Here is a 23,972-nt window from a genome sequence, read left to right on the forward strand (position 1 = left end):
AAAGCCCCGCCTGGTAATCCAGGCGGGGCTTTTTTATATCTCAAGGTTTTATCAGGACGGCGGGAAAACCAGCGCATCCGGCACGTCGATATCCCACAACACGCCCGGATCATCCACCGCGACTTCAACCACCCGCCCTTGGGCAAACAGCGGTCGCGCGCCCCGGTCACCGGACAAGCCCATCAGCCCCGCTGCGAACGAACGCCCAAACCCGACCGGATGCCCATAGTCACCATTGAACGTCGGCACGCTGACCGCATCCTCGGCAATCGCCGCCACAACCCGTTCAAAACTCGACGGCAGGATGAACGGCATATCCCCCAGGACAATCAGCCAGCCATCGGCATCCGGGCAAGCTGCCACGCCCGCCGCAATGCTGTCACCCATCCCGGTGGACTCGATCGAGACAATGTCACACCCATAAGCCTGCGCCATGCGCATTGCCTGTGGTCGCGCCTCGGTCGTCACCAGCACTCGCTGATCGAGACTCGCCGGCAGGTTCACCAACACCTGCTCGATCACCGAACGCACCGCGCCATCGCGCCCGGTGCAATCGGCCAGCAGCTTGTCCTTGTCTGCGCCCGCCACTTCGCGAAAACGGCTACCCTCGCCCGCCGCCAGCACAATCACTCCTATGGTTCGGCTCATACACTCTCAACGGTTTTCTTCTGCTTGAGCTCGACACCATTCTTGATCGCGACGATCTCCGCCAACAGCGACAAGGCGATTTCCGCCGGTGAATGGCTGCCAATATGCAAACCGATCGGCCCGTGCAAACGGGCGATGGCCGCTTCTGACAAGCCTAGTTCAGCGAGATTTTCCCGACGCTTGCGGCTGTTGACCCGAGAGCCCAGCGCACCGACATAGAACGCTTTGGAGTCGAGCGCCGTGAGCAGCGCCATGTCGTCCAGCCGTGGATCGTGAGTCAGCGCGACGATCGCCGTGCGCTCATCGGACTGGATATTCAGCACCGCTTCGTCGGGCATGCCGGGGACAAACCGTCCATGCTGCTCTTCCCAGCCATAGACGAATTCGGTACGCGGATCACAGATCAGCACTTCGAAATCCAGCAGTCGCGCCATCTCGGCCACATACCGTGACAACTGCCCGGCACCGATCAACAGCAAGCGCCAGCGCGGACCGTAAATGGCACGCAGGGTCTGGCCGTCGAAGCTCAAGGTGTCGGTCTTGCCGGCGGGTCGCAACACCACTTCGCCAGTGCCGATGTTCAACTCGCGCGCGACGATTTCATGGGCCTCGCAGCGATCCAGCAACTCGGCAACCCACGCCGGATCGCCGACCCGCTCCTCGGTCAGGCGCAGAGTGCCGCCGCAGGGCAGGCCGAAACGCGCGGCTTCCTCCTGCGTCACGCCGTAGGTGATCAACTGCACCGGCGGCCCGTTGGCGGGAATCCGCCCATCGTGCAACCGGGCGATCAGATCGTCCTCGACGCAACCGCCGGACACCGAACCGATCACCACGCCGTCCTCGCGCAACGCCAGCATCGCGCCAGGCGCCCGAGGTGCGGTGCCCCAGGTCTGCACCACCGAAAACAACACTACCCGTTGCCCGGCGCGGCGCCATTCGAGCACGCTGCGCAGGACATTTAGATCGGCGCTGTCCATTACGCTTGCGCCTTTTGCCAGCCCTGCAACTGGTAACGCACCGGCAGGCTGCGGATGCGCTGGCCGGTCGCGGCAAAGATTGCGTTGCACAGCGCCGGCGCAATCGGCGGCACGCCCGGCTCACCAACACCGCCCAATGGCACCTCGCCCGGCGGCGTCACCAGGTGCACCGCGACTTCCTTCGGCGCCAGCGACATGCGCGCCACTTCATACATATGGAAGTTGTCCTGCTGCACCTTGCCGTCCTTGAAGCTGATTTCGCCCCATACGGCATTGCCCAGGCCCATCACGCACGCGCCTTCGAATTGCGAACGGATCCGCTCGGGGTTGATCTGCGGGCCGCAATCGACGGCGATATCGGCCTTGTGCACGATCAGCGTGCCGTCGTCCTTGACCTCGACTTCGATCACCGCCGCCACATAGGTAACGAAGCTGTAATGCACCGCCAATCCGAGACCACGGCCCTTGGGCAACTGACGCCCCCAACCCGCCGCCTTGGCCGCCGTTTCCAGCACGGTGCGCATGCGCCCGGTGTCGATCGGATAACGCTCGGGGGACTCGCCGTAGTTCCACTCTTCACTGAGCGTACGCGGGTCGATCTGCCGGTCCGGGCCGAGCAATTCGATCTGGTACTTGAGCGGATCTTCCTTGGCCTTGTGCGCCAGTTCGTCGACGAAACTCTGAATCGCAAAACCATGGGGAATGTTCGACACCGAACGGTACCAGCCAACCCGTGTATGCACCGTGGCCTCGGGGTTTTCCAGGCGCACGTTGGGAATCGCGTAGGCCATGTTGGTAAAGCCCATGCCCAACTCGAACGCGGCTTCGTGATTCATGCCCGGTGCAAACAGCGCAGTGATGCTCGGCGCTACCGTGCGGTGCAGCCAGGCGGACGGCAAGCCATCCTTGCCCACGCCGGCCTTGAGGTATTCGGCGGACACCGTGTGGAAATACGAATTGTGGATGTCATCTTCGCGGGTCCATTGCACGCGCACTGCCTTGCCAGGAAATTCCTTGGCGAGCACGGCCGCTTCAACGACGAAGTCCGGTTTGGACTTGCGCCCGAAACCACCGCCCAACAGCGTGACATTGAAGGTCACGTTATCGAATGGCAGCCCCAGACGTTCGGCGATCCGCTCGCGGGTGACCTGCGGCGCCTGGCTCGGTGCCCATGCCTCGCAGGTGCCATCCTTGTAACGGGCAATGGCAACCATCGGCTCCATGGGTGCCTGGGCCAGATGCGGCAAATAATAAGAGGCTTCCAGCGTGCTGGCAGCACTGCCGATGGCTTTGTCGGTGTCACCGGTGTTGCGCACGACTTTGCCCGGCTTCTGCGAAGCGGCTTCGATCTCCTTGCGATAGGCGACCGAGTCGTAACTGGCGTTCGGGCCATCGTCCCACTCGATCTTCAGTGCCTCGCGGCCCTTCAATGCGGCCCAGGTGTTGCTGGCCACCACGGCCACGCCACCCAATGGCTGGAATTCCGAAGGCAATGGCCGGGGTTCGATCTGGATGACTTTGAGTACGCCCGGCACTTTCAGCGCGGCGCTGTCGTCCACCGACTTGACCTTGCCGCCGTATACCGCCGGACGCGCAATGACCGCGAACAGCATGCCGTCGAAATGCACATCGGCCCCGTACACCGCGCGGCCATTGACGATGTCGGCACCGTCGATGGCTTTGGTGCCTTCCTTGCCGATGTAGCGGAATTCCGCCGGTTGCTTGAGCCGCAGGCTGTCACGGGCCGGCACCGTCAGTGCACTGGCCGCAGCAGCCAGCTCACCGTACCCCAGCTCGCGCCCGGACGGTGTGTGAATGACTTTATGCAGTTGCGCGCGGCATTCGCCGACCGGCACCTTCCACTGCGCGGCGGCGGCCTGCTCCAGCATAGTCCGGGCGGCAGCGCCGCAACGGCGCATCGGCTCGTACCAGTGACGCATGCTGCGCGAGCCGTCGGTGTCCTGGTTGCCGAAGCGCACTTCATCCCCCGGCGCCTGCTGAACCTTGACGTGCGCCCAGTCGGCTTCCAGTTCATCGGCCACCACCATGGTCAGGCTGGTGCGCACGCCCTGGCCCATTTCCGAGCGGTTGCAGACCACAGTCACCGTGCCATCGGCGGCAATGCTGACGTAAACCTTCGGATCGTCGATCCAGCCATTGGGCATGCCGTCGGCGCCGAACTGCTTCGGTTTGTCTTCGGCCAGCGCATCCTGCCAGCCCCAGCTCGCCGCCAGTACCAGTGCACCGGTGGCGCCGACGCCCTTCAGGAAGCCCCGGCGACTCAGATTGCTCAGGGCGAAATCGTTCGGTAAACGGCTCATGCCTTGGCCTCCTTCAGATGAGTGGAGGCCTGACGGATCGCAGTCTTGATCCGGTTGTAGGTGCCGCAGCGGCAGATGTTGCCGACCATCGCTTCTTCGATCTGTTCGTCGCTCGGGTTCGGGTTGGTCTTGAGTAACGCAGTGGCGGACATGATCTGTCCGCCCTGGCAGTAACCGCATTGGGCTACAGCCGTGTCGAGCCAGGCTTGCTGGACGATCTGGCCAACCGGGTCGGCATGCAGGTTGTCGATGGTGGTCACGTTCTGCCCGACCACCGAACCGATCGGCGTGATGCAACTGCGCGCCGGCGCGCCGTCGATATGAATGGTGCATGCACCGCACAGGCCCATGCCGCAGCCGAACTTGGTGCCGTTGTAACCGGCGACGTCACGGATCGCCCACAACAGCGGCATGTCCTCGGTGACATCGAGTGGATGATCTTGACCATTGAGTTTCAGGGTAATCATGGGCACGCCCGCATATTCATGGAGGTTATGGGGTCGAGCCATCTGCCACCGCAGGGACAGTGGTGGTTCGCGCAGATCGGCTCAGGCTAATCAGGCTCTCTTGTGCCGACGGGAACGTCTGCACCGGGCCTTTGGTGAAACAAATAGTGGAGTAAATGACCGGTATCGTTAGCTGGCTACGTTAACCCGCGATTAACAAAAAAGCCCTGTACTTTTTAAAAAGTGCAGGGCTTTTTGTTCAGCCTTGAAAGCGTAGCCTCAATAGCGATTGGGCTCCATTTCCAACTCGACATTGAAACGCTCTGAAATGTCTTTCTGGATGCGCTGGGCCAGATCGAGCAATTGCAGCCCGGTCGCCGCGCCGTAGTTGACCAGCACCAGCGCCTGCAATTTATGCACGCCCGCATCGGCCTCACGAAAACCTTTCCAACCGGCACGCTCGATCAACCAGCCGGCCGCCAGTTTCATCTGCCCGTCCGGTTGCGCGTAGGCCACCAGATCCGGATGCTGTGCCTTGATCTGTGCGACTACGGCCGCCGACACCAGCGGGTTCTTGAAGAAACTGCCAGCATTACCGAGCACTGCTGGATCCGGCAGCTTTTCGCTGCGGATGCTGCAAATCGCTCGACTGACGTCCGTCGGTGTCGGCTGCTCGATACCCTGCTCGATCAGGCGCTGACGTACCGGGCCGTATTCCAGGTGCAGATGCGCGGCCCGAGCCAATGCGAAGCGCACCCGCAGGATCAACCAGCGACCCGGCTGCTGTTTGAACACGCTGTCACGGTAGGCGAAGTTGCACTCTTCCAGACTGAAGTCACGCAGCTCGCCGGTCTGACGATCCAGCGCCGTCAGGCCGGCGAACACGTCCTTGATCTCGACACCGTAGGCACCGATGTTCTGCATCGGTGCGGCGCCGACGGTGCCAGGGATCAGGCTGAGGTTTTCCAGCCCGGAAAAGCCCAGCGCCAGCGTGTGCTGGACAAACGGATGCCACGGCTCACCGGCTTCGGCTTCAATCACCACGCGATTGCCGTCGTCACTGATGACGCGGATGCCACGGCTGGCCATGCGCAGTACCAAAGCCGGGATATCCGCCGTGAGCAACAGATTGCTGCCGCCGCCGATCACCAGCAAGGGCACGTCGTGGGAGGTCGCGTAAGCCAGGGCTTCGCGCACATCAGCATCACTGTGGGCTTCGGCAAACAGCTGCGCGCTAACGTCAACGCCAAAGGTATTGAAGGGTTTCAGGGAAACCTGCGGTTGCACCTGCAAACTCATAACCGCCCCTTCACTTCGATCAACAGCTGATCGCAGGCACGCTCGATCAGATCCAGCACCTGCTTGAAGCCCTGATCGCCGTCGTAATAAGGATCCGGCACTTCGTCGACCACACCTGCATAGCGGCGCAGGAACAGGTCCAGCTCGGCCTTGCCGGTGGACGGCTGCAGAGCCTTGAGGTTACGCAGGTTGCTGTTGTCCATGGCGAGGATCAGGTCGTAGCTGGCGAAATCGGCGCGGCTGACCTGCTGAGCGCGCTGCGCCGACAGGTCATAACCACGCAGCTTGGCCGCGGCCTGACTGCGCTTGTCCGGCGGATTGCCGACGTGCCAGTCGCCAGTGCCGGCGGAGGCCACTTCGACCTGATCCGCCAGCCCCGCTTCGCGCAACTTGTGGCGCAACACACCTTCGGCAGTGGGCGAACGGCAGATGTTGCCCAGGCACACGAACAAAACGCGCATCAGGCCTCCAGCAGGCGACGGACGCGCTCAAGGTCTTCGGCGGTGTCGACTCCGGTTGGCGGCGCGATCAAGGCGTCAGCCACATGAATCCGCACGCCGTGCCACAGGGCACGCAGCTGTTCAAGGGATTCGGTGTTCTCCAGCCAGCAAGGGCCCCAGCTCACGAAGTCCTGAAGGAAGCCTGCGCGGTACGCATAAATGCCGATGTGGCGACGATACGGCACGCCTTCCGGCAGCACGTCGCGACTCTTGGCGAAGGCATCGCGAGCCCATGGCAGAGTCGCGCGACTGAAGGTCAGCGCCAGACCGTTGAGGTCACTGACAACCTTGACCACGTTCGGGTTGAACAGCGTTTCGACATCTTCGATCGGCTCGGCCAGAGTGGCCATGCCTGCTTCGGTGTGGGCCGCGAGGTTGGCGGCGACCTGATCGATCACGCTCGGTGGGATCAGCGGTTCGTCACCCTGCACGTTGACCACGATGGCATCCGGCTCCAGGCCCAGCTTCGCGGCCACTTCGGCCAGACGATCGGTGCCGGAGTTGTGATCTTCACGGGTCAGCACCACTTCGGCGCCGAAGGCCTTGCAGGCTTCGACGATGCGCGCATCGTCGGTCGCCACGACCACACGGCTGGCGCTGCTTTTGCTGGCCTGCTCCCAGACGTGCTGGATCATCGGCTTGCCGGCGATGTCCAGCAGCGGCTTGCCCGGAAGACGGGTCGAGGCGAAACGCGACGGGATGACAACGGTGAAGGCTGTGGTCATTTATCCAGACGCTCGTCGGTGGTCAGGGTGCGGGCTTCGCTTTCCAGCATCACCGGAATGCCATCGCGGATCGGGTACGCCAGGCCAGCGCCCTTGCTGATCAGTTCGGTCTTGTCGGCGCTGAGCTTGAGCGGGCCTTTGCAGACCGGGCAGGCGAGGATGTCGAGCAATTTGGTGTCCATGAACATTCCCTGGATAAAAACGGATTAAGGCAAAAGACGATCCGGCAACAGGCGCATCAACTGCGTATCGAACCAGGCCACGAAGGCCGGAGACGGCACGGCATCGACCGCCAGGTACCACCAGTCGGCAGCAGCGAAGGCACGGCACTTCACCGCATCCTTTTCAGTCATCACCACTGGCAATGACGGCGTGAAACTCAAGGCCTGCACGCTGTATTCGGCGTGGTCGGCAAACGCGTGGGGCACAGGCCGCCAGTCTAGCGCTTCGAGGGTATTGAAGAAACGTTGCGGGTTGCCGATCCCGGCCACCGCGTGCACGGCCTGACCGGGCGAAAAATGATCGAGCGGCCGGCGTTCGCCGCTGCGCAGATTGACCAGCGCCGAAGGCTTTAGGCGGAAAGCGAAACCGCCATCGCGATCGTCGAGGGCGCCGTTGAACAACACGCCGTCGACGCTTTGCAGACGCTCGATCGGTTCGCGCAGTGGGCCGGCGGGCAGGCAACGCTGATTGCCAAGCCCTCGGGCGGCGTCGATCAGCACCAGCTCAAGATCGCGGGCCAGACGGTAATGCTGCATGCCGTCATCGGACAGGATCAGGTCCAGCGGCTCGCTGTCCAGCAGGGCTCTGACGGCGGCGCTGCGATCGGGATCGATCATCAGCGGCACGCCGGTGCGCTGCACAATCAGCAAGGGTTCGTCGCCGGCGATGTCGGCAGTCTGATCGGCTTCGACCCGCCATGGCAGTTGCGCCGGTTTGGCGCCGTAACCACGGCTGACCACACCGACCCGCAGTCCGTGGCGTCGACAGTGCTCGATCAGCCACAGGATCATCGGGGTCTTGCCGGTGCCGCCAACGGTGATATTGCCGACCACGATCACCGGCACCGGCGACTGATAAATCTCGCCTTCGCCGTCGAGAAAACGCTGACGCTTGCCGGCCACGACGCGACGGTACAGCCACTCCAGCGGCCGCAACAGCGTCAGGGCCGGGTGCCCCTGATACCACGCGGCGAGCAGACGATCGGACATGGCCATCAGGATTTTGGCGCCGCCTCGACCGTGGTCATGCGCAGATGGCTGAAACCGAGCTTGCCGGCCGCATCCATGGCGGTGATCACGGATTGGTGCTGAGTCTTGCCGTCAGCACTGATCGACAACGGCATGCTGGTGTCGCCATTGGCTTCCTTCTGCATGGCTTCCATCAGAGTGGCCAGGTCGTTCTTCGGCAGAATCTTGTTGTTCACCGAGAACACACCTTCGGCGCTGATGGCGACGTCCAGTTGCTTGACCTGCTGATCCTCGGCCGGTGAACCGCTGACCGCTTCCGGCAGATCGACGCGCAGCTGGGTTTCGCGGGTGAAGGTGGTGGTCACGACGAAAAACAGCAACAGGATGAACACCACGTCGATCAGCGACGCGAGGTTGATGTCGATCGTTTCCCGGGGTTTGCGACGGAATTTCACGCTTTGCCCCCGGCCAGATCGACGTCACGGTCGCCCTGCACCACTTCCACCAGTTTGATCGCTTCCTGTTCCATGCCCACCACCAGCTCATCGATGCGGCGTTGCAGGAAACGGTGGAAGAACACCGCCGGAATACCGACCATCAGGCCCGCGGCGGTGGTGATCAGCGCCTTGGAAATACCGCCGGCCAGCACCGCAGCGTTGGTGGTCATGCCGGAACCGGTGAAGGCGCTGAAAATGTCGATCATGCCCAGCACCGTACCCAGCAGCCCCAGCAACGGCGACATCGCAGCGATGGTGCCCAGCGCGCTGACGTAGCGTTCCAGCTCGTGGATGACCCGGGCGGCGGCCTCTTCGATGCACTCCTTCATGATCTCGCGACCATGCTTGGAGTTGGCCAGACCCGCGGCGAGGATTTCCCCCAATGGCGAGTTGGCGCGCAATTCCTTGAGTTTTTCCGTGTTGAGCTGCTTGTCCTTGATCCAGACCCAGACCTGACCCAGCAAATGCTCAGGGGTGACGCGACTGGCGCGCAGGGTCCACAGGCGCTCGGCGACAATCGCCATGGCGGCGATGGAACTCAGAATGATCGGCAACATCATCCAGCCGCCGGATTTGACCAATTCCCACACAGTGACAGCCCCCTCGAAAAAGTGCGCCACTTTACCATACCGGTTCGCGATAAAGACCCGTCGCCCCGACGACCGTGCTCAACGGTACTCTGCCTCCGACAACGGCGGGTCGCGCCAGAACCGGCGTTGTTGACGCATCGACCGGGCCGGCTGAAACCGTCCCAGTTGCAGATGAATGGCACCCTGCTCGGCGCTGTCGTGGATATGCACTCCCTGTTTGCGGTAGCGGGCAATGACGGTCGGGTGCGGATGGCCGAATGAATTGCCCTGTCCTCGGGAAATCAGCACGGCCCGGGGCTGCAAAGCCTTGAGCAAGGCCATCGAAGAGGAACTGCGGCTGCCGTGATGCGGGGCTTGCAGCCATTGGGTATGAACTGCCAGCACGCTGTCGAGCAGGTCCCGCTCGGCAGCGCTGTCGATGTCGCCGGTCAACAGCAAGCGTTCGCCATTGGCTTCGATCTGCAGGACGCAGGACCGCTGGTTGCTGTCATGGGCGTCGGCCCACTGCCATAGCTGAAAGGCAACGCCGTCCCACTGCCATTGCCGGCCGCTTTCGCAGGCCTCGGCGGTCAGCGCTTCGGGCAGCCCCGGCGGATCGCCGCTGATGATCCGCCTGACAGTCATCCCTTTCGCCACGGCGAGCGCGCCACCTGCGTGGTCGGCATCGGCATGGCTGAGCAGCATCAGATCGAGGTGTTCCACCCCTAGTTTGCGCAATGCCGGCAGCACCACTCGCTCGCCGAGGTCGAAGTCACCGAAACGCGGGCCGCTGTCGTACAGCAAGGTGTGATGGCGGGTGCGGATCAGGATCGCCAGGCCCTGACCGACGTCGAGTTGCCAGACATCGGCCACGCCTTCGGCCAGAAGCTCTCGCGGCGGAAATGCCAGCACCAGCAGCAACGGCCAACCCAATGGACGCAAAGGAACGCCCCGGGGCAGCAATAACAACACGGCACCAAGACCTCCCAGCACCCAGACCCACCCTTGCATCGTCGGCGGCACCCACGCCGGCCAACGCCCGGCAATCAGGGCCAGCGTGCTGAACAAGCCATCGATCAGCCCGCCGGCCAGCCACAGCAACCCTTCCCCGACATGAGGGATTGGCAGCAACAAAGTGCCCAGCAGCGCCGGCGGCAGCACCGCAAAACTGACCCACGGCACCGCCAGCAGATTGGCCAGTGGCCCACTGAGGCTGATCGGCAGGCTCAACGCCACCAACACCGGGCACAAGCCGATCGCGATCAGCCACTGCGCGCGGGTCCAGGTCTGCCACCAGCGCCACGGCCCCAGTCGGCCGCCGAAGGTAAAGATCAAAACACCCACTGCCGCGAATGACAGCCACAACCCGGGACGCAGGCTGGCCAGCGGATCCATCAACAACACGCCGTCGAACGCCAGCAGCAAAGGCCACCACGCACCGAGATGGCGAAAACGCAAACGCCACAGCAACACCAGTGCAACCATTACGCACGCCCGCCGCACCGGCACGTCGAACCCGGCCAGCAGGCCGTAACCCAGCGCCGCCGTGAACGCCAGACCACACGCCCAAGGCAGCCAGGGCCAACGCAACGGCCAAATCCCGACCCTTGCCAGGCCGGCGACCAGCGCATACATCAACGCCGCCAACAGCCCAATGTGCTGCCCGGAAATCACCAGCAGGTGCACGGTGCCGGTATCCTGCAAGGACTGCCAGTCTTCGCGACTGAGTCCCGAGCCATCGCCCAGCACCAACGCGGCCAAGGCTCCGTTGCGTCCCTGAGCATCCACCGCAAGCAAGCGCTGACGAATGCTGTCGCGCCAGGCCCGCTGCGCCGGCGCCAGACGCTGGCCATCCTTCACCGTCCCGGTGGCGCCGATGCGCTGCGCCAACAGCCAGGCTTCGTAATCGAACGCATCCGGATTGAGCAGCCCACCGGGGCGCTTGAGCTTGACCGCCACTCGCCAGCGTTCGCCACTTTTGACCTCAGGCCCGGCATACCAGGCCAGACGCATCAGTGATGGCAGTTTCTCGTGACGTGAGTGCGCATCGGCCAGTTCAAAACGTACGACGCCCTCCACATTCTGCGGCAAGCCGACGACCCGCCCTTCCACCCAGCGCGTTTCGCCATCCAGCCGGTGAGGCAGTCGATCATTCAGCGCCATCTGCGCATTGAAACCCGCCCATGTAAATCCAAGCAGCAAAAACGCCAGTGGATAGCTGCGAAACGGCAGCAGCATCAGCGCCACCCACGGCAACACCACCAATACCCCGACCGGCGGCAAGGCCGGTAAAAAAACCGCAGCCAGCAGACCGGCTGCCAGCGCCATCATCCCTGTGCGCATAAGCCCGTCCTTGAGAGTCCCACCCTCAGGCATAGCGGTTGCGGGACACGGGCGTCGTTATCAATTGTCACAAAGTCTGAATGGGCGGTTCGTAGAATCCAGACATACTTGCCGCCTTAACCGACCGAGAAGCCTTATGCCCCGGCGCTTATTCAAACGTTACATGCCCGATCCGACGAGCATCAGGGAACACAAATCCTTACGCTTTCTCGGCACGTTGCTGCATGACCCGAACCTCTGGCACCTCAACCGACACTCGGTGGCCCGCGCCATGGCCGTGGGCCTGTTTGCCGCGTTCCTGCCGATTCCCGCACAAATGCTGGTGGCCGCCGTCCTCGCGATCATGGTGCGCGGCAACATGCCGATTGCTGTCAGCCTGGTCTGGCTGACCAATCCGATCACCATGCCGGCGGTGTTTTTCTGCACGTATCAGGCCGGGGCCTGGCTGATGGATGTGCCCGCCCGCACCCTCCCCGATGAATTGACCTGGGAATGGATCAGCGGTGAACTCTCGACCTTGTGGCAACCGTTCCTGCTGGGGTCGGTGGTGGTCGGGCTGGTACTGGGTGCCCTCGCCTATTGCCTGGTGATGATGTACTGGCGCTGGTGGGTGGCGCGGCAATGGGCGCGGCGCAAAAAAAGTCGTCAGGCGTGAATGCAAAACGGCCTCCACTGTGGGAGGCCGTTTTTCATTGCAACATCGAAGAAATCAGGTACGCATTCCGCGCCCGCTTACCAGCAGCCGCGCGCAACCGAAATACAGCACCACCGTCGCCACCAGCATGAAAGTGATCGCGATACCGATGCGGATATCCGACACACCGAGGATGCCGTAACGGAAGGCGTTGACCATGTGCAGCACCGGGTTGGCCAGCGACACGGTCTGCCAGAACGGCGGCAGCAAGGTGATCGAATAGAACACGCCACCGAGGTAGGTCAGCGGGGTCAGCACGAAGGTCGGGATGATCGAGATGTCATCGAAGTTGCGCGCAAACACCGCGTTGATAAAGCCCAGCAGCGAGAAGATCGTCGCCGTCAGCACCACCACCAGAACGGTCACGCCCAGGTGATGCACCTGCAGGCTGGTGAAGAACAACGACAGAATCGTCACGATCACGCCCACCATAAGGCCTCGCAGGACGCCACCAATGGTGTAACCGATCAGAATCGTGTGCGGCGACACTGGCGACACCATCAATTCTTCGATGGAGCGCTGGAACTTGCTGCCAAAGAAGCTCGACACCACGTTGCCGTAAGAGTTGGTGATCACCGACATCATGATCAGACCCGGCACGATGTATTCCATGTAGGTGAAGCCACCCATGTCGCCGATCTGCCGGCCGATCAGGTTACCGAAGATCACGAAGTACAGAACCATGGTGATCGCCGGCGGCAGCAGGGTCTGCGGCCAGATCCGGGTAAAACGTCTGACTTCGCGGTAAACGATGGTGTTGAGGGCAATGAGGTTGGGGCGCAGCTCGGAACTCATACCGCCACCTTCGACAGATTTTTCTCCACCAGGGACACGAACAGCTCCTCGAGGCGATTGGTTTTATTGCGCAGGCTCAGCACTTCGATGTTCTGCAGGGCCAGTTGGCCGAACAGCGCAGTGATGCCCATGGACTTGTCGACCTGGACTTCCAGCGTATGCGCATCCACCAGACGGGCCGGGTAGCCGGCCAGTTGCGGCGCGACCGCCAGATCGTTCTTCAGGTCGAGCAGGAAGGTTTCCACATGCAGTTGCCCGAGCAACTGACGCATGCTGGTGTTCTCGACAATGGTGCCGTGGTCGATGATGCCGATGTTGCGGCACAGCTGCTCAGCCTCTTCCAGGTAATGGGTGGTGAGGATGATGGTGATGCCTTTCTGGTTCAGTTCGGTGAGGAACGTCCACATCGAGCGGCGCAGCTCGATATCCACCCCGGCGGTCGGTTCGTCGAGGATCAGCAGACGCGGTTCATGCACCAGCGCCCGGGCGATCATCAGACGGCGCTTCATGCCGCCGGACAGCGAACGCGACGGCACATCGCGCTTGTCCCACAGACCGAGCTGAGTCAGATACTGCTCGGCGCGTTCCTTGGCGATCTTCGCCGGAATGCCGTAATAGCCGGCCTGCGTCACGACGATGTCGAAGGTCTTTTCGAACTGGTTGAAGTTGAATTCCTGGGGTACCACGCCGATGGAGCGCTTGAGCGCCGCCGGGTTCTTGTCCAGGTCGTTGCCAAAGATATTCACGGTGCCGCTGGTCTTGTTGACCAGGGTCGAGAGAATGCCGATGGTCGTGGATTTGCCGGCGCCGTTGGGGCCGAGCAAGGCGAAGAAGTCACCTTCAGCGACGTCCAGATCGATACCACTCAAGGCCTGGAACCCGTTGCCGTAGGTTTTGGTTAGCTGCCGGATGGACAGAGCGGAACTCATATCGGATTACGCACCAAGAAGAGAAAAAGGACTGAATGACGGCGGGCGGCGAGGGAGACAACCGCGGCGCACAAGCGCAATGGTGCTTGCCGCCGCCGCACAAGTACAGTCAAGTGTGTCGATAGTAGGTATTAAGTCAACGCGGTCATGACGGCTTTGCGATACGCCGGACGCTGCTTCAGTCGCGCGTACCAGGCCTCCAGATGCGGCATCGGCGCGCGCTCGATCGGCATCTCGAACCAGGCATAAATGAAACTGCCGAGCGGGATATCGCCCATGCCGATTTCGTTGCCGGACAGATACGGCTGATGCTTCAGCGCCTGATCGGCCATCGCCAGCAAGCCGTCGCACTCCTTGATCGCCGCATGGATCGCCGGCCAGTCCTGCTTGTCTGCCGGGGTACGCAGTACGCCCCAGAACACCGTGCGAAACGGCCCTGCAAAACTGGAAGTCGTCCAGTCCATCCACTTGTCAGCGGTGGCACGGGTCTGCGGATCCGCCGGGTACCACGCGGTATCGGCTGCATGTTTTGCCAGCAGGTAACGCACGATGGCATTGGATTCCCACAGCACAAAACCGTCGTCCTGTATCACCGGCACCCGCCCGTTCGGGTTCATTGCCCGGTACTCCGGTGTGTCGACCACACCAAACGCGCCACCGGCATCGATGGCCTCGTAGGCCAGCCCGAGTTCTTCGGCAGCCCACAACGGTTTTCTGACATTCGACGAATTCTTGCGACCCCAGATCTTCAGCATGACCGCCTCTTTTCCAGTGAATGGGCAGGCAGCATACGCCGGATCAGAGGCTGCCGACATCACCGCGCATGTCACTGGACAATGGTTTCTGCTGATCGTTGAACAGGTGGGGATAACATTTCTGCAGATGTTCGAAGAAAAAGGATTCCGGTACATCGGCGAACTGGCCGTGATCGACCAGGTACTCCATCAACAGCGCGCCATCACTGTTGTAAGGGTGAAAAACGCTGTCGTTCATGCCGTCGAATTCCAGCGGGGCCACGTTGAACATTTCGCAGAGCTTCTGGTTGAACGCGGGTGTGGCTTTCACCCAGCGACCATTGAGAAACAGCTCGGTATAACCATGCATGGCGAACACCTCGCTTCTCAGCAGCTCAAGCAGACGCGGCGTCGACAGATGATTTTTCACATCCGCCAGACCAATCCGTGCGGGGATCCCGCAATGGCGCGCGCAACCGGCGAGCAGCGTGGCCTTGGGCACGCAATAGCTCTCACCCGCCGCCAGCGCGTAACTGCCACGCAAGGTTTGCGGGTCGCGGCTGAAGGTGTACATGTTGTAACGCACCGCCTCGCGCACGGCGTAATAAAGACTGATCGCCTGCGCGAGCGGATCGCGGCTGGTACCACGGTGCTGCTCGGCGAACTCCACCACCGAGGGGTGGTCACTATCGATGAAGCGGCCGGGGCTCAGATACTCGTGCATGACGACACTCTCCTGATTGAGCCTCGAGTCTAGCGAGAGGTTCAGCACAGAGATAACGACGTTTCGGCCAAACATGCACGCAAAGACGCGGAAGCTGCGAACGATTTCCCACGCGTGTTGCCCACCGAACCTACAAAAGACATCCGGGGTTTCCCACGATTTCAATCACCTTGCTCTGACCGCCCCGTTTTGCAGATGCCGTCTAAGCTCTGGAGGGTCGGTTCGCCCTGGTTCACGGAGGATTAAATATGCTGTTGTTGTGGATACTGGTTCTGATCGTCGGCGTGGCGTATCTGGCCCACCGGCGCATCGCCCCGCTGCCTGCACTGGGCATCGTTGCCGCTTACCTGTTGGCGATGGGGATTTTCAGCCACGCGCCGGGCTGGCTGTTGCTGATTTTCTGGATCGTGCTGGCCCTGGTTGCTGCCCCGCTGCTGTTACCTGACCTGCGCCGCAAACACTTCACCGCGCCGCTGTTCAGCTGGTTCCAGAAAACCCTGCCCCCGATGTCGCAGACCGAACGCGACGCGATCGATGCCGGCACGGTGTGGTGGGACGGCGAACTGTTCAGCGGGCGCCCGGACTGGGACAAGCTGCTGTCCTATCCAAAAGCGCAACTGAGCGACGAAGAACAAGCGTTCATCGACGGCCCGACCGAAGAGCTTTGCGCCATGGTCACCGACTGGCAGATCGGCCAGTCGATGGACCTGCCGCCAGAAGCCTGGACGCACATCAAGGAACACGGATTCTTCGCCCTGATCATTCCCAAGGAGTTCGGCGGCAAGGGTTTCTCCGCCTACGCTCACTCCCAGGTGGCGATGAAACTGGCGACCCGCAGCGGCGACCTTGCCTCCACCGTGATGGTGCCCAACTCCCTCGGCCCGGCCGAACTGCTGCTGCACTACGGCACCGACGAACAGCGCAATCATTACTTGCCACGACTGGCCCGAGGCGACGACATCCCGTGCTTTGCGCTGACCGGCCCGCTCGCCGGCTCCGACGCCGGCGCCATGCCCGACACCGGGATCGTCTGCAAGGGCGAATGGGAGGGCCAGGAAACCCTCGGCCTGCGCCTGAACTGGGAAAAACGCTACATCACCCTCGGCCCGGTCGCGACCTTGCTCGGCCTGGCCTTCAAGGCCTATGACCCGGATCACCTGCTCGGCGACAAGGAAGACCTGGGCATCAGTCTCGCGCTGATCCCGACCGACACCCCCGGCGTGGAAATCGGCCGTCGCCACCTGCCGCTGGGCGCTGCGTTCATGAACGGACCGAACTCCGGCAAGGACGTGTTCATCCCGCTGGAGTTCCTCATCGGCGGCCAGGAAATGCTCGGCAAAGGCTGGATGATGCTGATGAACTGCCTGTCGGTCGGGCGTTCGATCTCGCTGCCGGCAGTCGGCACCGGCGCGGCCAAGTTCACCAGCCTGGTGACCGGGCAATACGCGCAGATTCGCGAGCAGTTCAACGTGCCGCTGTCAGCGTTCGAAGGCATTCAGGAGGCCATGGCGCGGATCGGCGGCAACGCGTGGATGATGGATGCTGCGCGGATGCTGACTGCCAATGCGGTGGATCTGGGCGAGAAGCCGTCGGTGCTGTCGGCGATTCTCAAGTACCACCTCACCGAACGCGGTCGCGAGTGCATCAGCCACGCCATGGACGTGCATGGCGGCAAAGCGATCATCATGGGCCCGAACAATTATCTGGGCCGCAGCTGGAACGGCGCACCGATCTTCATCACCGTGGAAGGCGCGAACATTCTTTCGCGCAACCTGATGATCTTCGGCCAGGGCGCGATCCGCTGCCATCCGTTCGTGCTCAAGGAAATGGCCCTCGCCGGACGCGAGGACAAGGATCAGGCGCTCAAGGAATTCGATGGCCTGTTGCTCAAGCACATCGGGTTTGCCGTAAGCAACGCCGCCAGCACACTGGTGCTGAACCTTGGTTTCGGCCATTTCGAACATGCGCCGGGAGACAGACTCAGCCAGGGTTACTTCCGCGCCCTCAACCGACAGGCCGCCGCGTTTGCCATGCTTGCCGACCTGAGCATGATGCTGTTGGGTGGCGAGCTGAAACGCCGCGAACGTCTGTCGGCACGACTGGGTGATGTGCTGAGCAACCTCTATCTGGCCTCGGCAGCGCTCAAGCGTTATCACGATCTCGACTCCCCGGCGTACATGGAACCGTTGTTCAGATGGGCCATGGAAGAAAGCCTCGGCCAGTCGGAAAAGGCGCTGGACGAATTGCTGACCAACTTCCCGAACCGGGTCTTCGGCTGCCTGCTGCGGGTGATCGTGTTCCCGTTCGGTCGCCGTCACAAAGGGCCGTCGGACAGACTCGGTGCAGAAGTCGCTGCGGTCATCGGCCGGGCCAAGGGCGATCCGGCGCTGGAAGAACTGCTTGCCGGCTGCTATCGCCCGCAATCGGCAGACGATGCGGTCGGTGCGCTGCAACACGCCTTCGATCAGTTGAACGCTGCGCAACCACTGCACAAAAAATTGCACACTTCACTCAAGAGCGGTCAGGTCAAACCGGTAGCCGGCGAACACGTCATCGATGCAGCACTGGAGGCCGGGGTGTTGCAGGCCGTGGAAGCCCAGTCCCTGCGTGATGCCGAAGCGGCGCGGCGCAAGGTGATCGATGTCGATGATTTCGACAAAGAGGAGCTGAAACCCGCGGAAGGCAAAATCCGCTGATCCCTTCAATCAGTGAAAAACGGGCGCAGGGGCTTTATACTCCCGCGCCCGTTTTGCTCTTGAGGACTTATCTCGTGTCCAACGTCGTTGCCGATCATCTGGTTTTGCTCGACCACCTGCGCAGCATCCTGGTCGCCGTAGGTGAGGCCGATCAGGTTCCCGAAGAAAGCCATGCCCTGTTCCTGGAGCGTTTCGACGAACTGCTGGCTTCACTGCCGATCGAGCCGATCGAAAGCCAATACCTGGGCCAGGACATCCTGACTCAGGTGATTACCCGTTACCCGCAAATTGCCCACCTGATCCCGCGGGATCTGCTGTGGTTCTTCGCCGGCGACTGCCTGCACTACCTGTCCGACGAAGAAATCGACATGTATCAGGCGCTGGAAGAACGCCGCTACGAAGCCGAACAGAACGACGAACCGTTCGACTGGAACCAGGAAAAACAGCTGCTGGCGATGTCCGCCCAGGACAGCAAGCACTGATTTTTGCCTGATAAAAAAAGGCCCGCATGGTGATCCATGCGGGCCTTTTTCATGGGGTCAAAGCAACCCTTCACTCTCGGGCAATTCGTACTCGGCCAAAGGTTTTGTTCCGCCAGACTTTCCCGGTTTGCTCAGGGTCGGCTCTTTCCCCAGGCACTCCACCAGATAGTCGATGAACACCCGCAGCTTCGGCGGCAAATAGCGCGTCGGCGAGTGCAGCAACCACAATCCGCCGTGGTAGGACGCCAGGAATGTCCAATCCGGCAACACCTGTACGATCAGCCCCTGCTCCAGTGCATAACGCGCAGTGAAATACGGCAGGCTGCCAATACCGATGTGCTGCAACACCGCGCCCAGGCGCACGCCAGTGTGATTGGCGGCATACCGGCCGCGCACGCCGACGGTGACGGCTTTCGTGCATTTCTTGAATTTCCAGCGCGCATCGCTCGGAGTTTCGCCCAGATAGATGCAACTGTGGTTGAGCAAGTCGTGGGGATGAGTCGGCGTCCCGCGTTCAGCCAGGTATTGCGGTGTCGCGCAGAGCAAATGATCGATGGTCAGCAGTTGTCGTCCGACCAGTCCGGCCGGTGGACGATCCGTGATGCGAATGGCCAGATCGACATGGTCGTCGATCAGATCCACCTGGCGGTCTTCGAGCAACAACTCCACATCGACTTTCGGATAGCGCCGCAAAAACTCCGGCATGTGCGGATGAATCACGAAACGCCCCACCGCTTTCGGCACGCTGACCCGCACCAGCCCTTCGGCTTCGTGGTTGAACTGGCCGCTGATCTCCATCACCGACTTCGCTGCACTGACCATTTCCTGACAGCGCTTGAACACCTCTTCCCCGCCATCACTCAAGCGCAGTTTGCGCGTGGTGCGTTGGAGCAGCCGCGTGGCCAGTGCCTTCTCCAGCCGGGAAATACTGCGGCTGACCGCCGACGGCGATGAGCCCAATTGGCGAGCGGCTTCGGAGAAGCTGCCGGTCTCGACGACCTTGACGAAAATCGCCATTTCACCGAGCAGCGGCAGGGGAAGATTTATGCTCACAGCGCAACAGTCCTTTGATGTTTGAACGGATTATCACGTTATTGCACGATTCATATAATTAAAAAAGAAACTTTAATAAGGGCATGGAATATGACGCTTCGCCTCTTTTTCCATAGTGATGACCTCAAGGCCAATGTGGAAGTCCTCGACTGCACGCCCCACGAGAACGAATTCGCCGTTGTGTTGCGCGCCACGCTTTTTCATCCTCAGGGTGGTGGCCAACCCTGTGATACCGGCTGGATTGGCGACAGCCAAGTGCTGCGGGTCGTCCAGGAAGCGGACCGAATCATTCATTTCATCAATCAACCGGTGCCGCTGGGCATGACCCAGATTCGTGTCGACGAAGAACGCCGCCGCTTTAATACCCGCATGCACTCTGCCGGGCATCTGATCGGCCACTTTGTCCAGGCCCTGGGCTGGATGCCGGTCAAGGCCCACCACTGGCCGGACGAGGGCCGGGTGCAATTCAAACCTGGAGATTCGGCCCAGGAAGTCGATGCACAAATTGTTCAGTTCGGCATCGGCCAGTGGATCGAACACGATCTGCCACGCCTGACATCCCTGCGCGAAGGCGCGCGGGAAATCGGTTTCGGTGAACTGCCAGCCTATGGCTGCGGCGGCACCCATGTACGCAGCCTGAAGGATCTGGGCACAGTCACGATCGCGTCCCTTTCGCAGAAGAAAGGCACGTTGTCCGTCCACTACAGCGTGGATTGAGGATTTCGGGCGCTGCCAGATGCAGCGTCCGGCGCCGGGGGAACCGCGTTCGCCGGTTCCGTTGACTATTCGATAGATGGACCTGAAACCATGATGCTTGACGTCGAGCGTCTCGATGAGACGTGCATAAAAAAACTGGCCAACGAAGAAGTCCTCGCCATCCGCGTCAAAGGCTTTCTGCCCCACGCGCAGGCGATCCAGATTGGTGACAAGATCCTCGCCCCTGGCTTCGAGGGTTACATCAACGCGCCCAGCATCGGCCGGATCGGCATGGCGTTCTACGAGGCGGAAAACCAGCCGCTGCTGATCGAAGATTATTTCGAGCGCGCCACCAGCAACATCGCCGAACTGCGTAACCGTTGCGCGCCCTACTCGTCGCCGGTCGACACCCTGCGCTGCATGCTCGATGAATCCTGGCCCGCAGGCGCCCATCTGGAGAACCTCTATGGGCGCAAGATGTACGTTGGCCTGTCCCGGGTAGTGAAACCGGGCGTGTGCTTCCTCGCCCACCACGACATATTCGCCAAGGATGCGCCGGAGAGTTTCCAGGCTCGCAGTCTGGAGGCGCAGTTCGCCTGCAACGTCTACCTCAACATGCCGACTGAAGGCGGCGCATTGCAGATGTGGGAAGACGACATCTCGCCAGACCGTTTCGACGAAATGCGCGGCGACAGCTACGGCATCGACCCTGCGCTGCTCGGCCCGCCCGCCCTCGAAGTACGCCCGGAACCGGGGGATTTCATCATGTTCAATTCGCGTCGCATGCACTCGGTGACGCCGGGCGTAGACGATCCGCGCCTGAGCCTATCGTTTTTTGTCGGCTATCGCGGCAATGCATCACCCCTGACTTTCTGGAGCTGAAATGACATCGAATTACCTGGGCGAGTTTCTGGCACTGGCCACCATCCACTTTCTGGCCGTGGTCGCTCCCGGCCCGGACTTCGCCGTGACCATCCGCCAGAGTGTGCGTTTCGGCCGACTGGTCGGCATCTGCACGGCATTGGGCATCGGCGCGGGAATTTCCGTGCACGTTCTGTACACCCTGCTGGGCGTCGGCGCCTTGATGCACACCACGCCCTGGCTGCTGACCGTCGCCAAAGTGGTCGGCGGCGCTTACATTCTTTACCTGGGCATCAGCCTGATCCGCAGCAAACCCAAGACGACAATGGAAGGCGAAAAAGCCAGCGACGAACCGCTGGTCGAGCAATCGCTGTTCAAGGCGTTCTCCACCGGTTTCCTGACCAACGCCACCAACCCCAAGGCCACGCTGTTTTTCCTGGCGATCTTCACCACGATCATCAGCGCCAGCACGCCGCTGCAAATCCAGGCCCTGTACGGGTTGTGGATGTGCGGGGTGAATGCGTTGTGGTTCGTGATCGTCGCGCTGTTCTTTTCCAGCAGCAAAGTGCGCGTGCTGTTCATGCGCATGGGCCACTGGTTCGAGCGCAGCATGGGGGTGATTCTGATCCTGTTTGCCGGGCGTCTGGTGCTGTCGATGTAAGCACATTGATCGGAGAAGCCCGACCCAGACAGATTGGGCGGGCTTTTTCGATTCTGCGCCGCTTTTGCATTTCTGTGCGACGCGTCCCACTTCGGGGGCTCCCCTATCACTCGCGGGTGGTGTTAGTTTGCGAAACCGTCTGACGCATCGATCAGACACTTCCTACTCACCGCCTGCAAAGGAATGCCCTTAGCAATGGACTTTTCACTCAAGCAACTGGCCGCCTCGACGCTGATTCTGGCCAGCCTTTCGTCCGTCACACTGCCAGCCCACGCCAACCTGACCGAGCAGCAGAGCGCGACCATCCTCAAGACATTCAATGAGGCAAAAGTCAGTGATTTCAGAGCGTTTCTCGGCGATCTGGCCAAGAACGACCTGAGCAAGACCGACGATCTGCGTCCCGCCATCAGCGCCTTCCTCGACAACAAGACGCTGACCGCCGAACAACAGAATGAGATCCATCGCCTGCTCGGCCTCTACACCCGCGTAAAGTACGGCAAAGCCGCTCTGGAAACCCTGCGCGAACTGGTGGAAATCCCGACCTTCCGCAAGGACGGTGTCGATCAGCACGACAACCCCGAATTCATCAAGATCGCCGGCAAGATCAAGGATCTGGCGGAGTCTTTCGGCCTGAACTATCGCAACATCGACAACCGCGTTTACGAAATCTCCCTCGACGGCAGCGGCAAGGAAGTCGTGGGCATTCATGCGCACGCCGACGTGGTGCCGGTAACACCGGAGAACTGGGTGCTTAAGGACGGCACCAAACTTGATCCGTTCAAGGTCACGCTGATCGGCGACCGCATGTACGGCCGTGGCACCGAGGACGATAAAAACGGCATCGTCGTGACGCTGTATGCCATGAAGGTGATCAAGGAAGAAAAGCTGCCGCTGGCGCGCAATTTCAAACTGCTGGTGGACACCACCGAAGAAACCACCGGCGACGCGATTCCCTACTACTTCGAACGCAACCCGACGCCGGAGTACAACCTGGCACTGGACGGTGGCTACCCGGTGGTGATTGCCGAGAAAGGTTACGGCACGGTCATGGCCAAGTTCGCCAAGCGCAAAGCCGAGGGCAAAGGCGCGGAGCTGGTCTCGATGACCGGAGGCATGGCAACCAACCAGATTCCGTCTGTTTCCGCCGTCACGCTGGTGACCGACAAACCCGCCGAACTGGCGGCCAGCCTGCAAAAGGCCGGCACTGAATATGCCAAGCAAAATGGCGGCGATTTCGAAGTGAACGCCAAGGTCGATGGCAAAGACGTCAAACTCACCGTCACCGGTGTTTCCGCGCACTCATCCGAACCGGAATCCGGGGTCAACCCGGTTGCCCGTATGCTCGACTTCATTCACAGCGTGGACGGCAAGATTGCGTTCAAGCACAACCACATCACCGACGCTGCGCACTACGCCGCTGACAATTGGGGTCTGGATTACAAGGGTGGCAAGTTGGGCGTCGGTTTCGCCGATGACTTCATGGGCCCGTTGACCACGTCGCTGACCTACGTCGGCATGGACGACAAAACCTTCAAACTCGCGGTCAACCTGCGCGTGCCGAAGGGCAAGTCGCCGGAAGTGCTCAAGACCGAAATCGCCGACAAACTGGCAGCCTGGAGCAAGAAAAACCATGTCGCGGTGAACTTCGACTATTCGATCGCCGAACCGATGTACCGCAACCCTGAAGGCGAGTGGGTCAAGGCACTGTTGGCCGTGGCCACCGAAAACCTGGGCATGAAACACGAGTTCGGCACCTCGGCCGGCGCCACCTCGGTGCATGAACTGCCGAACGGCGTGCAATTCGGCCTGGCACGACCGGAGGTCAAGTACACCGGTCACACCGATGGCGAATTCAAGACCGTTGACCAGTTCTTGCTGGACCTGCAGATCGTCACGGAGATGATGGGGCGTATCGGGCAACTGCCGAAGCTCTGATGGCGTTTCGGGCCTGCCCCGTTGGCAGGCCCACAAAAAGACCTCGCGGTCTTTTTTACTGCGTGACAAAAAACGCACAAACAAAAACGCCGCTCATCACTGAGCGGCGTTTTTGTGAATTTGGAGCGGGAAACGAGACTCGAACTCGCGACCCCGACCTTGGCAAGGTCGTGCTCTACCAACTGAGCTATTCCCGC

24 protein-coding genes and 1 tRNA gene are annotated in these 23,972 nt (G+C 61.3%); 7 read left to right on the forward strand and 18 right to left on the reverse strand.

Annotated features, from left to right (window positions below):
• Nucleotides 1-51 precede the first annotated feature (51 nt).
• From MKZ87_RS18505 to MKZ87_RS18560, 12 genes are all read right to left on the reverse strand, one after another.
• Nucleotides 52-648 (reverse strand): nucleotidyltransferase family protein, encoded by a 597-nt coding sequence (locus tag MKZ87_RS18505; RefSeq protein WP_085704748.1) that lies wholly within the window; start codon nucleotides 646-648, stop codon nucleotides 52-54.
• Nucleotides 645-1,625 (reverse strand): XdhC family protein, encoded by a 981-nt coding sequence (locus MKZ87_RS18510; protein ID WP_266201539.1) that lies wholly within the window; start codon nucleotides 1,623-1,625, stop codon nucleotides 645-647. Before MKZ87_RS18510 ends, MKZ87_RS18505 begins: the two co-directional genes overlap by 4 nt.
• A complete protein-coding gene (locus MKZ87_RS18515; RefSeq protein WP_266201540.1) occupies nucleotides 1,625-3,946 on the reverse strand; it encodes a xanthine dehydrogenase family protein molybdopterin-binding subunit in 2,322 nt (773 codons plus the stop codon). Before MKZ87_RS18515 ends, MKZ87_RS18510 begins: the two co-directional genes overlap by 1 nt.
• Nucleotides 3,943-4,413, reverse strand: coding sequence for a (2Fe-2S)-binding protein (locus MKZ87_RS18520; protein ID WP_039770687.1), 471 nt, complete (start codon nucleotides 4,411-4,413; stop codon nucleotides 3,943-3,945). The genes MKZ87_RS18515 and MKZ87_RS18520 overlap by 4 nt, the downstream gene beginning before the upstream one ends.
• Nucleotides 4,414-4,671: 258 nt before the next feature.
• Nucleotides 4,672-5,691: a UDP-N-acetylmuramate dehydrogenase gene (murB, locus tag MKZ87_RS18525; RefSeq protein WP_266201542.1), complete on the reverse strand. Its 1,020-nt coding sequence runs from the start codon at nucleotides 5,689-5,691 to the stop codon at nucleotides 4,672-4,674.
• Nucleotides 5,688-6,152, reverse strand: coding sequence for a low molecular weight protein-tyrosine-phosphatase (locus tag MKZ87_RS18530; RefSeq protein WP_266201544.1), 465 nt, complete (start codon nucleotides 6,150-6,152; stop codon nucleotides 5,688-5,690). Before MKZ87_RS18530 ends, murB begins: the two co-directional genes overlap by 4 nt.
• The gene (gene kdsB / locus MKZ87_RS18535; protein WP_085704756.1) at nucleotides 6,152-6,916 is read right to left on the reverse strand and encodes a 3-deoxy-manno-octulosonate cytidylyltransferase; all 765 of its coding nucleotides are present in this window, start codon (nucleotides 6,914-6,916) and stop codon (nucleotides 6,152-6,154) included. The genes MKZ87_RS18530 and kdsB overlap by 1 nt, the downstream gene beginning before the upstream one ends.
• Nucleotides 6,913-7,098: a Trm112 family protein gene (locus MKZ87_RS18540; RefSeq protein ID WP_003179363.1), complete on the reverse strand. Its 186-nt coding sequence runs from the start codon at nucleotides 7,096-7,098 to the stop codon at nucleotides 6,913-6,915. Before MKZ87_RS18540 ends, kdsB begins: the two co-directional genes overlap by 4 nt.
• Before the next feature lie 24 nt (nucleotides 7,099-7,122).
• Nucleotides 7,123-8,133 carry a tetraacyldisaccharide 4'-kinase gene (lpxK, locus tag MKZ87_RS18545; protein WP_266201550.1) on the reverse strand — a complete coding sequence of 337 codons (1,011 nt, stop codon included), beginning with the start codon at nucleotides 8,131-8,133 and terminating at the stop codon, nucleotides 7,123-7,125.
• Nucleotides 8,133-8,561, reverse strand: coding sequence for an ExbD/TolR family protein (locus tag MKZ87_RS18550; RefSeq protein ID WP_085697005.1), 429 nt, complete (start codon nucleotides 8,559-8,561; stop codon nucleotides 8,133-8,135). Before MKZ87_RS18550 ends, lpxK begins: the two co-directional genes overlap by 1 nt.
• On the reverse strand, nucleotides 8,558-9,193 hold the full coding sequence (locus MKZ87_RS18555; RefSeq protein WP_085704813.1) for a MotA/TolQ/ExbB proton channel family protein: 636 nt from the start codon (nucleotides 9,191-9,193) through the stop codon (nucleotides 8,558-8,560). The genes MKZ87_RS18550 and MKZ87_RS18555 overlap by 4 nt, the downstream gene beginning before the upstream one ends.
• A gap of 78 nt (nucleotides 9,194-9,271) precedes the next feature.
• Nucleotides 9,272-11,515 (reverse strand): DNA internalization-related competence protein ComEC/Rec2, encoded by a 2,244-nt coding sequence (locus MKZ87_RS18560; protein WP_266201552.1) that lies wholly within the window; start codon nucleotides 11,513-11,515, stop codon nucleotides 9,272-9,274.
• A 136-nt stretch (nucleotides 11,516-11,651) separates the two neighbouring features.
• Between MKZ87_RS18560 and MKZ87_RS18565 the strand changes: the two genes are divergently transcribed.
• Nucleotides 11,652-12,170: a DUF2062 domain-containing protein gene (locus MKZ87_RS18565; RefSeq protein WP_085697008.1), complete on the forward strand. Its 519-nt coding sequence runs from the start codon at nucleotides 11,652-11,654 to the stop codon at nucleotides 12,168-12,170.
• A 54-nt stretch (nucleotides 12,171-12,224) separates the two neighbouring features.
• Here the strand turns inward: MKZ87_RS18565 and MKZ87_RS18570 are convergent, their stop codons facing one another.
• From MKZ87_RS18570 to MKZ87_RS18585, 4 genes are all read right to left on the reverse strand, one after another.
• Nucleotides 12,225-13,004, reverse strand: a complete 780-nt coding sequence (locus MKZ87_RS18570; RefSeq protein ID WP_085697009.1) for an ABC transporter permease — start codon at nucleotides 13,002-13,004, stop codon at nucleotides 12,225-12,227.
• Nucleotides 13,001-13,933 (reverse strand): ABC transporter ATP-binding protein, encoded by a 933-nt coding sequence (locus tag MKZ87_RS18575; protein ID WP_085697010.1) that lies wholly within the window; start codon nucleotides 13,931-13,933, stop codon nucleotides 13,001-13,003. Before MKZ87_RS18575 ends, MKZ87_RS18570 begins: the two co-directional genes overlap by 4 nt.
• Before the next feature lie 131 nt (nucleotides 13,934-14,064).
• Nucleotides 14,065-14,688: a glutathione S-transferase family protein gene (locus MKZ87_RS18580; protein ID WP_085704759.1), complete on the reverse strand. Its 624-nt coding sequence runs from the start codon at nucleotides 14,686-14,688 to the stop codon at nucleotides 14,065-14,067.
• Nucleotides 14,689-14,731: 43 nt separating this feature from the next.
• The gene (locus MKZ87_RS18585) at nucleotides 14,732-15,391 is read right to left on the reverse strand and encodes a transglutaminase-like domain-containing protein (protein ID WP_085704761.1); all 660 of its coding nucleotides are present in this window, start codon (nucleotides 15,389-15,391) and stop codon (nucleotides 14,732-14,734) included.
• Nucleotides 15,392-15,639: 248 nt separating this feature from the next.
• Here MKZ87_RS18585 and MKZ87_RS18590 point away from each other — a divergent pair, with 248 nt between their 5' ends.
• Both MKZ87_RS18590 and MKZ87_RS18595 read left to right on the forward strand, forming a co-directional pair.
• Nucleotides 15,640-18,087, forward strand: a complete 2,448-nt coding sequence (locus tag MKZ87_RS18590; RefSeq protein WP_085704763.1) for an acyl-CoA dehydrogenase — start codon at nucleotides 15,640-15,642, stop codon at nucleotides 18,085-18,087.
• A gap of 74 nt (nucleotides 18,088-18,161) precedes the next feature.
• Nucleotides 18,162-18,569: a PA2817 family protein gene (locus MKZ87_RS18595; protein WP_007950758.1), complete on the forward strand. Its 408-nt coding sequence runs from the start codon at nucleotides 18,162-18,164 to the stop codon at nucleotides 18,567-18,569.
• Between the two features lie 57 nt (nucleotides 18,570-18,626).
• Here MKZ87_RS18595 and MKZ87_RS18600 read toward each other — a convergent pair whose 3' ends face one another.
• A complete protein-coding gene (locus MKZ87_RS18600; protein ID WP_085704765.1) occupies nucleotides 18,627-19,622 on the reverse strand; it encodes a LysR family transcriptional regulator in 996 nt (331 codons plus the stop codon).
• Nucleotides 19,623-19,712: 90 nt separating this feature from the next.
• On the opposite strand from MKZ87_RS18600, the gene MKZ87_RS18605 reads away from it, so the two are divergent.
• From MKZ87_RS18605 to MKZ87_RS18620, 4 genes are all read left to right on the forward strand, one after another.
• Nucleotides 19,713-20,339, forward strand: coding sequence for a hypothetical protein (locus tag MKZ87_RS18605; protein ID WP_085704767.1), 627 nt, complete (start codon nucleotides 19,713-19,715; stop codon nucleotides 20,337-20,339).
• A 90-nt stretch (nucleotides 20,340-20,429) separates the two neighbouring features.
• Nucleotides 20,430-21,200, forward strand: coding sequence for a 2OG-Fe(II) oxygenase (locus MKZ87_RS18610; protein ID WP_085704769.1), 771 nt, complete (start codon nucleotides 20,430-20,432; stop codon nucleotides 21,198-21,200).
• 1 nt (nucleotide 21,201) lies between these two features.
• On the forward strand, nucleotides 21,202-21,840 hold the full coding sequence (locus tag MKZ87_RS18615) for a LysE family translocator (RefSeq protein WP_085697017.1): 639 nt from the start codon (nucleotides 21,202-21,204) through the stop codon (nucleotides 21,838-21,840).
• A gap of 195 nt (nucleotides 21,841-22,035) precedes the next feature.
• Complete coding sequence (locus MKZ87_RS18620) at nucleotides 22,036-23,775, forward strand: dipeptidase (RefSeq protein ID WP_085704771.1); 1,740 nt, start codon at nucleotides 22,036-22,038, stop codon at nucleotides 23,773-23,775.
• 121 nt (nucleotides 23,776-23,896) lie between these two features.
• On the opposite strand, the gene MKZ87_RS18625 is transcribed toward MKZ87_RS18620, so the two are convergent.
• A tRNA-Gly gene (locus MKZ87_RS18625) sits at nucleotides 23,897-23,972 on the reverse strand.

It is taken from the genome of Pseudomonas sp. MCal1, assembly GCF_026341415.1.
GTDB lineage: Bacteria > Pseudomonadota > Gammaproteobacteria > Pseudomonadales > Pseudomonadaceae > Aquipseudomonas.